Below are 12,021 nucleotides of genomic sequence, written 5' to 3' on the forward strand. Positions count from 1 at the left end.
TCGCATTTTTATTTGTGAGTGCGATCGCAAAATTTCTACTTAATGAAAAGTCTACTGCAAGTTTCCCCAGTCGAAACATGACTTTTTAATAGTTTGATAGTTAGCATCTAAGGCAGTTTCTAATAGTACAATTGCCGCGATGCGACGAGCCATATTAGTTACTTCTCGTATTTCTTCTCTCGTCAGAGAACGTCCTAATAATTTTTCTTCTCGATAGGAGAGCCATTTTTTCATAACTTGATAACCGCCAATAGTGTATTCCCAAACTTTGCTGGGTACATTGCGCCAATATGCTATTTCATTTAAATAAATATCACAGGTGTTTTTTCCTAGTAAGTCAATTGAAGAAATAGCTGTTAATTCTTCTGGAGTATATGAACGGCTGTTGATTTTCCCTTTTCCTGGCATTGTAATACTTCCTTTACCTGCATTACCCCAACCGGCTGTAATTGCTAATTCTCCTGTGTCAGGGTTTAATTGCCCTCCACCGACACGGGATATTACCGCTATTGTTTTTAATTCGGAGTGAATTATTCCCGATGTTACACCAGAAACAGTAATTTCTGTATCAAGAAGTGCGGCGATTTGTTTTCCTAATCCTGCTGAAGCGAGTAATGCAGATTGAGAATTAGGTAATGGTATTCTTGGCCAATTTTCACGCAAGCCATCAGCATTTTCTGTTAGGTATGCTGGTGAATAGCCAATAGCTAAGGCGTGCATCCATATTAATCCGGCTGTGTCAGCATCAGCATCAGGGTTTGTGATACCTAGTTGGGTTAAATATGTACGCGCTTTTGATGAAATATTTGCTGTTGATGTTGTATTTGTAACTTCATCAAGGTTAAAAAGTGCATCTTGTTTAGGTGCTTTTTTACCTTTTTTCGTAGATGTAGGAATTATACGAATAGGAATATGCTTTGCTTCTACAACTAAACAGTGGTAATCACAAATTAAAGACGAAAAGTAAAATGGAGAACTACTAGATTCTGTAACACCTGTTTCTCGTACAATCAAAAATTTATTGTTACTAAAACGCTGTTCTAGTAGTTCTGGGCTGGGTCTAGAAAAAAGAGGTTGAATATCAGCATCAAGATAAGCTAAACGTAAATCAAATGGCTTGAAAGGATATCGGACAATTTTTGTAGCGTCGTATTTTACACTTCCTTTTAGGAATGCTCTTGTTTTTTCAGCTTTGAACTCACCCGAAGATTTCATAAATAGGGGAGCTATAGATTTTATCTCATCATTAGGTTTACTATCGTCAAGATATGATTCAAGTAATGCTAATTTCTCTTGATCACTTTGAAAAACAATTAAAGAATTACCTCTCCTCTCTATTGTTCCATTGAAAGGCTCACGAGCAGATAAATCTACCACTTGAGGATAGTTTAAATATTGTGCAGATACATCAGAACTACGAAATGAGTACCGATTTATTTCAGTTGGATTTGTAGATTCATATTGAATATCAAAATCTTGATTATTCAAACTTTCTAACAACTCAGCACGTTTATTCACTCCCCAAAAATGACGAAACCTAACCAATGGTTCTTGAGAGCGATTTTCTTGACGTACCATTAATGATATCGTAGTTCCTACTCTAATACCTTCACGGTTATATTCTGTAGAGAAAACGCTAGGGTCTGGGTTACCTTCTGGTGTGAGTTTTCCGGTTTCTCGACTATCACCATTCATACAGTCAAACCAGAGTTTATCAAATTCGCTTAAAAAGCGTTGACGCATGACTACAAAAGATGGATCACTCAGAAACGAGAAATTAGAAACGTAACAAACTACACCTTTTTGTGTCTTCTCAGCAATGCGCTGTTCAGCCAATCTAAAAAAACGCACATATAAATCATCAAGGTTAAACTTCTTAATTCCCCATTCAGAAATTAACCCTTGTTTATATACTTCTACTAAACCTTCTTCCTGCTTGGGACTAATACCAGCAAACGCATTATAAGGAGGATTTCCTAAAATAACTAAAATCGGCTTATCCCGTTTTACTTCATTAGCCGCATCTCGTTCTTCCTTCAATTCAGGAAAATTTAACTCTAATTGTTGAATTTGCTGTTTAGCTGCTTCGTCCGGTGGTTCCCAACCAGTCAGAGCATTGGTCAAATATACACCAACTCGCTCTTTCTCATCTACCAAAGGTACACCAATATTTTGCAAAAACAACCCTAATTGGAGATGAGCGACAACAAAAGGAGCAGTTAAAATTTCAAAACCAAAAACCCGTTTAATCGCTGCTTTTTTAACCTCAGAACTTCCCAAAGCATCATCACCCTTAATTTCTGCAATGCGCTTTAAAACTTCTACCAAAAATGCACCAGTACCACAACAAGGGTCAAGAATATAAACATTTGGATCTGCTAAACCATCCTCAATTCCTAATTCTTCCCGCAACACAGTATCCACACGAGCAACCATATATTGTACAATCTCGCGGGGAGTGTACCAAACGCCTAATTCTTTGCGTAATTCTGGATCAAAAGCTTGCAAAAAAGGCTCATAAAAATATTGTACAGCTTCAGCTTCTGCAAACTTTGTAAAAAACTCTTCTCGTCGGACACGATTTAAAACTCCTCCAGTCCAGTCTAGCACTTCCACTAATCCCAATTCTCTCAATTGTCTGCGAGTGGACATTTGACGAAATAGCGCCTCAATCATTGGGACATGGAGATAATAAGCTGTAGTTCGCCAATCAAATTTATCTTGTCTGCTGGGGTTTTCTTTATGCCACAGCACCCAAGCAGAAAATACACTGTAAAATAGAGTTTGGACGAAAGTAGACCGAAAAAAGCGATCGCCTTTTTCCCCTTCAAACTTAGCCCCTAAAGCCTCCTCTAAAGCCGTTCTAATCGCCGTTAAGGCTGGTATTGTCGCTTGTACATCGATTCGGGCTTTAGCATCACGGGCGTAGGAAGCCAGAAACCAAGCCACATCAGCGGGTGCAGCGATAGGTGCAGCCTGTAACATTACCCGTTTGAGATATTCTATAATGCGATCAGAATGTTCTTCGACTAAATCACCATTTCTGGCTTTTTTCCAAAACTCTGCTTCGCTATTAGCTAAACTATATTCTTCTAATTTAACAGGATTCCCGTTTTCATCCTGACCGATTAACATAAAATCTCGATAATTAGTTACTAAAACTTGGCGGTACTTTTGCCAATATCGAGAAACTTGATCACTATCACCAATTACCCTCACATCATCCTTAGTTCCCTTAACTTCAATTACTCCTCTTTCTGGGTTTTGCAAATCACGCGGTTCAGCATCTTTCGACCTTTGAAACTGGTTAGCAGTAAACAAACCACCATCAGGAAGTCCTGCACCTTGATTTTTCAGGTTAATGATACACCTCACCCTCGGTTTTAAAGACTTTCCAAGCTCATTTAAAAAAACCTCCAAAGCTCCATAATAAGAAGTTTCCTTAACAGCAGCACCAGAAGATTGAATTTCAATCAGGTTACTAAGGTAAACAGCAAATGAGTTCATTAGTTAAGAAATGCGTATATAAATTTTAAAGCCTCAAAATAAAACTTACACTATTTTCTACTTAAAATCTATCTCTCGTTCTCTCGTTCCCAGTCTCCGACTCTTAATGCCATACTAGAGGCTCTGCCTCAACCTCATCACCAGATAACACAATGGGACGCAGCCGCTATCATGTACTAGAAAATCAGCCACACTTTATCACTTGCACAGTTGTAAACTGGATACCTCTGTTTGGCAAAATTGAAATTGTACAAATTATTTTAGACTCTCTCAACTTTCTACAACTTCAGCAGCGTTTGATTTTATATGCTTATGTAATAATGGAAAATCATCTCCATCTCATCGCCTCTGGTACAAATTTATCTAAAGAAATAGGAAATTTTAAATCATTCACTGCTCGCTGTATTATTGACTCACTCCAGAAAAATAATGCTAATTATCTACTTAACCAATTTGAATTTTATAAATTAAAACACAAGACAAAACAAGAGTATCAGGTTTGGCAAGAAGGATTTCATTCTCAGGCAATTTTGAATGAGGAAATGTTTAGGCAAAAATTAGATTATATACACAATAATCCGGTACGACGTGGTTATGTAGACGAGCCTATTTACTGGCGTTATTCTAGTTCTCGTAATTACATGGGTCTACCGGGGTTGTTGGAGGTGGAATTGATTGATTTGTGAGTTGAGGCAGAGCCTCTGTAAGTCATTCCCAGTCGGAGACTGGGAACGAGAATGATATGTATTGTGCTAAATTTCTAACTTCACACCCCGGATAGAATAATCTAACAACTCCATCGGATGCAACACAGAAATTGCTTTACCTTGCAACTGCAAATGTTTAGTAATTTGCAACGTACAACCCGGATTTGCAGAAGTAATTAAATCAGCGCCAGTATTCAATAAATTCTGCACCTTTTGCTGACCTAATTCTTCAGCAACTTCCGGTTGCAGCATATTATAAACACCCGCACTACCACAACACAAAGCTGCATCTAATGGTTCTCTTAACTTCACCCCAGGAATTTGCCGCAACACCTGACGCGGTTGCACACTAATTTTTTGTCCATGCAATAAATGACAAGCATCTTGATAAACTAAATTCAAAGGTTTATCAGTTAGCGGTGACAGTTTTGCAGTTAAACCAACGGTTGCTAAAAACTCTTGAGCATCTTTAACTTTAGCCGCAAATGCCTTTGCTTTTTCCGCATATTCTGGGTCATCTGCTAAAATGTGACCATATTCTTTTAAAGTATGACCACAACCAGCAGCATTGATAATTACAAAATCTACATTAGTATCAGCAAAACTATCAATCATCTGCCTTGCTAAAGCCTTCGCTTGTTCCGTTTGTCCTTGGTGTTCAGGAAGTGCCGCACAACAACCTTGAGATTTAGGAATCACCACCTCACAACCATTTGCCGTTAAAACCCGCACCGTTGCTTCATTCACAGGAGAGAAAAACAGCCGTTGCACACATCCCAAAATCACCCCAACTCGGTAACGCTTCTCACCTTGTGCCCTAATCACATCCGGTAAATTATCTTGAAAAGATTTGAGCGTAATTTCTGGCAAAATTGATTCCATTGCTGCCAAACGGGGAGATACCTTCTTAAGTAAACCCGTAGCGCGAAACAATTTAGGAAATCCTAACTTTTGATAAACAAACAAGGGAAACAAAAACAAGCGCAACAAATCAGGATTAGGAAACAAAGTAAATATCAATTGCCGCACCAACTTATCAGGCAAAGTGCGGGGATAATTCCGTTCAACTTGATGACGAGTTGCCGAAATCAACTTATCATATTGCACACCAGAAGGACAAGTTGACACACAAGCAAGACACCCCAAACAAGAATCAAAATGTTGCACCGTTGCCGTATTCAGAGCAATCTCACCCTCATTAATCGCATCCATTAAATAGATGCGTCCTCTAGGAGAATCCATCTCCTTACCCAACACCCGATAACTAGGACAAGTGGAAAGACAAAACCCACAATGCACACAACTATCAATCAACTTCGGGTCAGGCGGATTATTCCCATCAAACCCCTTCAAATTCTTCAAACTAGCAACATTATTCTTAACAGAACTTTCCGAAACTTCTGGCATTTATCTCTCTCCCCTCTTCCTTAGCGTTCTTTGCGTCCTTCGCGGTTCGTTTCTTAAATCCCACCCACAAACCGACCAGAACTTAAAATATTCTTACCATCAAACTGTACTTTAATCCCCCGCATCACCTGCAAAGCATTGCCAGTGTAGCCCCAAACATCCAACTTTTGTTTAACCGAAATAGGCGCTTCAAGAATTGTCAGAAAGCCGCGATGAGATTGACATAACTCACGCACTGCTAATACCTGATTTTGTCCTTCAAACTGCAAAAACCCCAAACCACTACTGATATGAATTAAACCTACTTCCACCTGAGTTAAAATCTCCACAGCAGCAGTCGGTAATACTCCTATTTTGCAGGTAATGTCAGACTCTGTGCCAGAAGAATGCATTCGTTCTTGCAATCTCTGCCATAGATTAGCTTCATCCTCTGCTGCATAAATTGTCCCATTTAAACCCAACTTTTGCCCTACTTCCAAAAGTCGGTTTGACTGTTCCTTAACACTCTCGCTAATGCTTTGGAAGCGAGCAATTAATCCCAATTCTGTACCCAAATCTAAGCTAGAAACTAGTTTAGTTGATAGTAAATCAGCCTGAGTTGGTGTTAGAGCCGAACCCCGCAAAGTAGCAGCAGCTTGGGATATAGCCTCAGATGTACCAGTTAGCACCACTGATGCTGAAGTTTCTTGTAATGGATAAACTCTAAAAGTTACTTGACTGATAATTCCTAATGTGCCGTAAGACCCAGTAAACAACTTCATCAAGTCGTATCCGGCAACATTTTTTACCACTCGCCCCCCGGCTTTGGCAATTTGTCCATCAGCACGGACAAAGGTAATGCCTAGCAGTTGGTCACGCACACTACCATAACGCTGCCGCAGGGAACCTGTATCGGCTGTGGCGACAATGCCGCCAATGGTTGCTAAATCTGGGACTGTGGGGTCAAGGGCTAGAAATTGGCGAGATTTTGCCAAAATTGCTTGGAGATGAGCAAATTTCATCCCTGCTTCTACGGTGACGGTCAAATCACCAACGGCGTGTTCTATTAGTTGGTTTATGTGTTCTGTGCTGACGACAATATCAACACTCTTGGCTAAACCACCCCAGCCTAGTTTGCTGCCACTACCGCAAGGGAGAACACGCCAGTTATTACGGTTTGCTTCGGCAATGACTGCGGCTAGTTGCTCTTGGGTGCGGGGATAAACGATACAATTGGGAGGGGTTGGGGAGAAAATAGCCTGCTGGATTGGTTGTTGCTGACTGAGTTCGATATTTTCCCAAGATATAACAGCGTTTTCTTCGCTGACAATAGATGCAAGACTAGAAGCAATGAGATTCATCAGTTTATTTTTGACTTCATCTTTCTAATGTACTGGCTTTTGTTAACCAAAAAACTCAGCATTACCGTAGAAACGACAGTTATTTTCTTAATGTAATTACTTTAATTGATTTAACTTGACAAATCGGCTTTTCTTTTTTTTCGGCGGTAATTAATTCATCTGCTTTTCCTATTAAAGCAGCAGCAACATGAATTGCATCAATTCCACTCAGTCCATTATTATTTTTTATAATTTCGTTATAAGCGCATTCTAATAGTTGTTGATTAGGTTCTACCCATTCATGTACACTATCAAAAAATGTTTCATAAAACTCCGCTTCTAGGTTGTTTTTATTTCTTATGGCATGAGGTAATACCTCAAATTTTACATAATAACTAGAAATAAAGTAGCGTTCGGCACTAGCTAAAATTTTTAAAGCTTCTTGGCAGATTTGATCCCTATTGTCTAACCTAGCTGCTGCTATTAATACGCAAGAATCTATATAAGTTCTTTTCACCAGATTAAATTGGTTATTTAGTTATTTTCTATTTCTTCTTCAAGATATTGATCAAATTCTGCTGAAGTTAAAAGCGGTTCTCCAGACATAATGATTTTTTCTTTAATTTTAAAAAGCTTTTTTCCTAAATCTGTTTCACAATTTTTCCAGTCTATCGCTCCTGTGACAGAGTTGATAAATCTCTGTACTGCTTTTTGTTGTTTGTCTGCGTCTTCAAGTATATTCCGTTTTTCTATTGCGGTAAGATGGCTAAATTCATCAGATGAAGCAATATTTCTTAAAATATTTTTTAATTTTCTGTTAAATTCACTGCCATCCCAAGCAAAAGCAAATTTTATTAAAGATTCTCGTGTATCTGATGAATAAAAATCCCAACATTCAGCAACAGATTCTGTCATTAAATCGAATACGAAAATACTAGTTTTTAAGAAAGTATCTGAATCAGAACTTTCTAATAGCATTTGCGTTGCTTGTAAAAATTTATTCACTCCTAACAAAAAATCTTGCTTGACTTCTACAAGCGATTTACCTTTCCCTTGGGCAATTTTAATATATTCATCAAATTTTTTCTTTTCCTCGCCATTTTCAGGGCTAACTTCAGCACAACGATTTAAAAATTTGATAGTTTCTTCCAAATCGTTTGCGATTAAGTGCTTTGCATTTTCTATATCTTGGGCTTTAAAAGCTGTGCTGGACATATATTTAATACAGTAAGTAATTGTTTATGGTTAACAACTATTAACGTCCTCATTAGTTATAGTATATCAGAGTTTAGACCATAAAACATATTTTTTAGCACAAGATAAGGGCGTATTGCAATACGCCCGTCTAATCAGCATTTCCTCTTTCTCAGTTAGCGACTATCTTTAGTCTAAATCAGGTTCAACACCAAGGGCACGCAGTTGGGCTATTAATCTTTCTGTTTTTTGCCTTTCTTGTTCTGCTTTTTGTCTTTCCTGTTCTGCGCGTTGACGTTCTTGTTCGGCGGTAGTTAAAAGCCAATTACCATCTTTATCATACCAACGTAACCAAGGCATTTCGACATTTTTATAACTTCCTTGCCACACTCCTAAACCTAATTCTATTTCTGGAATCCAAAACCGAGAATCGGAATTTATAGAAGTTTCATGAAACCTCTCTACATAACTACCGCCAGTTAACTGAAACATTCTAAATTCAGATTTATAACGGTCAAAAATGGCGTAATACGGTACTCTTAAAATTTGCTCGTAAACTTCCCATTTACCAGGGGGTTTTTCTACATTTCGCAATGTTTGACCTAAATCTTCTTTTTCTGTTCCAGGTGAGAGTAGTTCAACGACAATATAAGGATTAACTGATTCTTGCCAAACTACGTAACTTAAACGTAAATCTCTATTTTCATAAAGATAGGGAACACCTAAAACCGCAAACCAATCCGGGCGTTTATACCACAGTGGGTGACGAGAATCGTAATAAAGATTCATGTCACTAACTGTAAATATTTGGTCTGTAGGATAATTAGATGGACAAAAGGTATCTGTTAATAGTTGTGGTTGTAATAAATGAAACTGATCTGGCAAACCTGGTTCCTCCGGGTCTTCACTCTTGAGATCATACATTGTCGGTAATGTCTCTTTAGGGGAAAGCGGCGGATCTGTTTGATACATTATTGACAATCCTCAAAATCAAACCTTTATATGATGTCTCTTTACATACTTATGATATCTGGTAATTGATGATTAGCGATTGGTAATGGGTAAAAATAAATTAGTAAATAGGGTGGGCTATTAACCCACTCTACACATTTACACGTTTAAAGGCTGTTTAGCAGTTTCTGAGGGATAATAATTGCTATCTTCAATCCCCACCTGTATTAAAGGTTTTTGACTTGTAATCAATCTAGCGCCACGATTGCGGGTGAAGTAATTCCATGCCCACTGAATCATGACTACTATTTTGTTGTCAAACTCAATTAAAAAGTAGATGTGAATTATTAGCCAAAATAGCCAAGCAAAGAAACCTTGAAGTTTGATAAAACCTAAATCGACAACGGCGGAATTTTGCCCAATTATGGCTAAACTACCGTGGTCAGTATAATTAAATTGGGGTAAGGTCTCGCCTTTTAGCTGCTTTTGAATTAGTGTGGCTACATATTCTCCTTCCTGCTTGGCTACGGGTGCAACGCCAGGTAGAGGTTTAGCATTTTGATGTGAAAAATTTGCTAAGTCGCCAACTACAAAAATATTAGAATGTCCTTTAATACTTAAGTCTGGTTCGACAATAACACGTCCGGCGCGATCGCATTCTGCACCTGTGCGTTCTGCTAGCACTTTCCCCATTGCGTTCGCTTTCACACCGGCAGCCCACAAGATGGTTTTTGAGGCTAGTTCTCTAACACTATCACCTTGCTTGATGGTAACAGTATCATTTTCAATATTCGTTACCATCGTTTTTGTCTGGACAAGCACACCCAACTGCATTAGAGAAGTTTCCGCTGCTTGTGATAACTCTGGGGCAAAGGGTGGCAAAATTCGATCCATACCTTCTAACAGCAGAATTCTGGCTTCTGAGGTGTCGATGTTGCGAAAATCTTCTTTGAGGGTTTGGTTCGCTAGTTCGGCGATCGCACCCGCTAATTCTACACCAGTGGGGCCACCACCAACAATCACAAAGGTTAACCAAGCACGGCGTTTTTCGGCATCAGTCTCTTTCTCTGCTGCTTCAAATGCCATAAAAATTCGCCGGCGCATTTCAATCGCATCTTCTACAGTTTTCAAACCAGGGGCAGACGCTTCCCAGCTGTCTTTGCCAAAATAGGAATGCTTGGCACCTGTGGCGACAATTAATGTATCGTAAGGGATGATTTCATCGCCCACCATCACCTTTTGCCCTTTGGGATCAATATCATTCACCTCTCCCAGCCGCACTTTTGTATTCTTGCTCTTACTGAGTACAGAGCGCAACGGTGAGGAAATATCAGCGGGAGATAGGGCACCTGTAGCGACTTGGTACAAAAGTGGTTGAAATAAATGAAAGTTGCGCTTATCAATTAGAGTAACGCTTACATCTGCCTTCTTTAGGGCTTTGGCGGCATACAGTCCACCAAAACCACCGCCAACGATAACAACTTGATGTAGTGGGTTATTGTTATGTGCATCAACCATGAGAAATATTTTCCTGTGTTACGATTTTAGTAACTATTCTTAACAAACTTGTAACAAAGTATCACATTTATTTCCGTTTGCGTCGAACATTTAAACAAAGATTAAAGTGCTGTAAGATGCAGTTTTTGGGTAGAAGATATTACTTTTGTTGATTCCCTGGCAAGACAATGGGTGTAAATTACATCGGGGATACAGCTATTATTTACCTAGATGCTAGGCGGAGGACAAGGGGGAATTATTGACTTAGCCTCCCATTGCCTTTTTCGCCATTACCAATTTGAGGTACAATCATAAGCCTGCCAATTAATGACGATGCTTGCTGACAGGAGATGCTTCTATGGCCCGGATGTATTATGACGAAGATGCTAATTTAGACCTTTTAGCTGGAAAAACTATTGCCATTATCGGCTATGGTTCTCAAGGTCATGCTCACGCCCTCAACCTGAAAGATAGTGGCTTGAATGTCATTGTCGGACTATATCCGGGCAGTAAGTCAGCAGGTAAAGCCGAAGCTGCCGGCTTAACTGTGAAAAATGTGGCAGATGCTGCTAAGGCTGCTGACTTCATCATGATTTTGTTGCCGGATGAAGTACAAAAAACAATTTACAAAAACGAGATTTCACCAAATCTAGAAGCTGGGAATGTGGTAGCTTTTGCCCACGGTTTTAATATTCACTTTGGGCAAGTTGTACCACCTGCCGAGGTTGATGTGGTAATGGTAGCACCGAAAGGCCCAGGGCATCTAGTGCGGCGGACTTATGAACAGGGACAAGGTGTACCAGCCTTATTTGCAGTTTATCAAGATGCCACAGGACAAGCACGCGATCGCGCCATGGCTTATGCTAGAGGTATTGGTGGCACCCGCGCCGGCGTTCTCGAAACTACTTTCCGGGAAGAAACTGAAACCGATTTATTTGGCGAACAAGCCGTACTGTGCGGTGGTTTGAGCGCCTTAATTAAAGCTGGATTTGAAACCTTAGTTGAAGCCGGTTATCAACCAGAATTAGCTTATTTTGAATGTCTCCACGAAGTCAAACTGATTGTTGACTTGGTTGTAGAAGGTGGTTTAGCCAAAATGCGCGATAGCATTTCTAACACCGCAGAATATGGTGATTACACCCGTGGGCCTCGGATTGTGACTGAGCAAACCAAGGCAGAAATGAAGAAAATTCTCAGCGAAATTCAATCTGGACAATTTGCGCGGGAATTTGTTCTCGAAAACCAAGCTGGTAAACCAGGATTTACCTCCATGCGTCGTCAAGAAGCAGAACACCCAATTGAGGAAGTTGGCAAAGATTTACGCGCCATGTTTAGCTGGTTGAAAAAAGCCTAAAAGTAATTAGTAATTGGTAATCAGTGAAGTGGCTGATTACTAATTACCAATTTCTTCATCTTCATACAGCAGTTTTCGGTTAATT

The 12,021-nt window shown here is 39.5% G+C and carries 9 protein-coding genes; 2 read left to right on the plus strand and 7 right to left on the minus strand.

Annotated elements, in window-relative coordinates:
• Positions 1-51: 51 nt before the first annotated feature.
• The gene (locus H6G32_RS06900; RefSeq protein ID WP_190456455.1) at positions 52-3,507 is read right to left on the minus strand and encodes a type ISP restriction/modification enzyme; all 3,456 of its coding nucleotides are present in this window, start codon (positions 3,505-3,507) and stop codon (positions 52-54) included.
• A 152-nt stretch (positions 3,508-3,659) separates the two neighbouring features.
• On the opposite strand from H6G32_RS06900, the gene H6G32_RS06905 reads away from it, so the two are divergent.
• On the plus strand, positions 3,660-4,193 hold the full coding sequence (locus H6G32_RS06905; protein ID WP_190456457.1) for an REP-associated tyrosine transposase: 534 nt from the start codon (positions 3,660-3,662) through the stop codon (positions 4,191-4,193).
• Between the two features lie 66 nt (positions 4,194-4,259).
• Here the strand turns inward: H6G32_RS06905 and H6G32_RS06910 are convergent, their stop codons facing one another.
• From H6G32_RS06910 to H6G32_RS06935, 6 genes are all read right to left on the minus strand, one after another.
• Entirely contained in the window at positions 4,260-5,621 is a 1,362-nt protein-coding gene (locus H6G32_RS06910) for a (Fe-S)-binding protein (protein ID WP_190456459.1), read from the minus strand.
• Between the two features lie 53 nt (positions 5,622-5,674).
• Positions 5,675-6,961 (minus strand): FAD-binding oxidoreductase, encoded by a 1,287-nt coding sequence (locus H6G32_RS06915; protein ID WP_190456462.1) that lies wholly within the window; start codon positions 6,959-6,961, stop codon positions 5,675-5,677.
• Between the two features lie 79 nt (positions 6,962-7,040).
• Positions 7,041-7,457, minus strand: a complete 417-nt coding sequence (locus tag H6G32_RS06920; protein WP_190456464.1) for a type II toxin-antitoxin system VapC family toxin — start codon at positions 7,455-7,457, stop codon at positions 7,041-7,043.
• A gap of 17 nt (positions 7,458-7,474) precedes the next feature.
• Entirely contained in the window at positions 7,475-8,155 is a 681-nt protein-coding gene (locus H6G32_RS06925) for a hypothetical protein (protein WP_190456465.1), read from the minus strand.
• Between the two features lie 168 nt (positions 8,156-8,323).
• The gene (locus H6G32_RS06930; protein WP_190456467.1) at positions 8,324-9,106 is read right to left on the minus strand and encodes a Uma2 family endonuclease; all 783 of its coding nucleotides are present in this window, start codon (positions 9,104-9,106) and stop codon (positions 8,324-8,326) included.
• A gap of 138 nt (positions 9,107-9,244) precedes the next feature.
• Complete coding sequence (locus tag H6G32_RS06935; protein WP_190456469.1) at positions 9,245-10,603, minus strand: NAD(P)/FAD-dependent oxidoreductase; 1,359 nt, start codon at positions 10,601-10,603, stop codon at positions 9,245-9,247.
• A gap of 337 nt (positions 10,604-10,940) precedes the next feature.
• Here H6G32_RS06935 and ilvC point away from each other — a divergent pair, with 337 nt between their 5' ends.
• Positions 10,941-11,936, plus strand: coding sequence for a ketol-acid reductoisomerase (ilvC, locus tag H6G32_RS06940; protein WP_190456471.1), 996 nt, complete (start codon positions 10,941-10,943; stop codon positions 11,934-11,936).
• Positions 11,937-12,021 lie beyond the last annotated feature (85 nt).

Source organism: Cylindrospermum sp. FACHB-282, from assembly GCF_014697195.1.
In the GTDB taxonomy this organism is placed as follows: Bacteria; Cyanobacteriota; Cyanobacteriia; order Cyanobacteriales; family Nostocaceae; genus Cylindrospermum.

What these genes read in the sequence shown, in the direction of transcription:
- H6G32_RS06905 (WP_190456457.1), top strand. Translation starts at nt 3,660, where the DNA reads ATGGGACGCAGCCGCTATCATGTACTAGAAAATCAGCCACACTTTATC.
- H6G32_RS06925 (WP_190456465.1), bottom strand. Translation starts at nt 8,155, where the DNA reads ATGTCCAGCACAGCTTTTAAAGCCCAAGATATAGAAAATGCAAAGCAC.
- H6G32_RS06930 (WP_190456467.1), bottom strand. Translation starts at nt 9,106, where the DNA reads ATGTATCAAACAGATCCGCCGCTTTCCCCTAAAGAGACATTACCGACA.
- ilvC (WP_190456471.1), top strand. Translation starts at nt 10,941, where the DNA reads ATGGCCCGGATGTATTATGACGAAGATGCTAATTTAGACCTTTTAGCT.
- H6G32_RS06910 (WP_190456459.1), bottom strand. Translation starts at nt 5,621, where the DNA reads ATGCCAGAAGTTTCGGAAAGTTCTGTTAAGAATAATGTTGCTAGTTTG.
- H6G32_RS06915 (WP_190456462.1), bottom strand. Translation starts at nt 6,961, where the DNA reads ATGAATCTCATTGCTTCTAGTCTTGCATCTATTGTCAGCGAAGAAAAC.
- H6G32_RS06900 (WP_190456455.1), bottom strand. Translation starts at nt 3,507, where the DNA reads ATGAACTCATTTGCTGTTTACCTTAGTAACCTGATTGAAATTCAATCT.
- H6G32_RS06935 (WP_190456469.1), bottom strand. Translation starts at nt 10,603, where the DNA reads ATGGTTGATGCACATAACAATAACCCACTACATCAAGTTGTTATCGTT.